Origin of the sequence: Plantactinospora solaniradicis, from assembly GCF_042658085.1 — a bacterium.
In the GTDB taxonomy this organism is placed as follows: domain Bacteria; phylum Actinomycetota; class Actinomycetes; order Mycobacteriales; family Micromonosporaceae; genus Plantactinospora; species Plantactinospora solaniradicis.
In genome coordinates this window covers 1-725 of the sequence record NZ_JBHSPR010000088.1, presented here as the reverse complement: position 1 = coordinate 725, position 725 = coordinate 1, and the positions used below count along the sequence as shown (strand labels likewise).

The following is a 725-nucleotide window of genomic DNA, read 5'->3' as shown; positions in this document are numbered from 1 at the left end:
GGCGCGGGAGGCGTGGCGGCTGGCGTTGGCCGGCGCCGACGAACCCACCCTGGTCGCGCCACTCGACCACAGTGCAGCACGCGCAATCACCGGCGTGGTGACAGCTATGGCGGGCGACGAATTGGACGGCGGGCTGCGGGAACTGGCCCGGGCCCACGGGCTGACCTTGAACACGGTGGCGCAGGCGGCCTGGGCCCTGGTGGTCGGCCAGCTGACCGGGCGCACCGACGTGGTATTCGGCGCTACCGTGGCGGGTCGTCCGGCGGATCTGCCCGGCATGGAGAACATGCTCGGGTTGTTCATCAACACCGTTCCGGTACGCGTGCGGTTCTCGCCGGAGCAGACCGTCGCGCAACTGCTGCGCGATCTACAGACACAGCAGACGGAACTGCTCGACCACCAACACCTCGGACTGACCGAGATCCAGCGCCTCGCCGGAGCCGGCGCCTCCTTCGACACCCTGATGGCCTTCGAAAGCTTCCCCGGCGACCCGGACGGACCACCTCCGATCGGCGCACTGAGATTCACCGAGGTCGGTATTCGTGAGTCGATCAATTATCCGCTGGGCCTGGTGGTAACCCCATTCGGTGGTTTCGAACTGCGGTTGAGCTATCGGCCAGACCTTTACGACGAGCCGGCAGCTCAGGCAATTCTGGATCGGCTACTGCGGGTGTTGGGTCAGGTGGCCGCGGATCCGGATGTGCGGCTCAGTGATATCGAGGTGT

General features: G+C 66.3%; 1 protein-coding gene. It reads left to right on the top strand.

From position 1 onward, the window contains the following. Nucleotides 1–25 precede the first annotated feature (25 nt). A partial coding sequence (locus ACFP2T_RS45645) for a condensation domain-containing protein (RefSeq protein ID WP_377433710.1) occupies nucleotides 26–725 on the top strand: 700 nt, incomplete at its 3' end.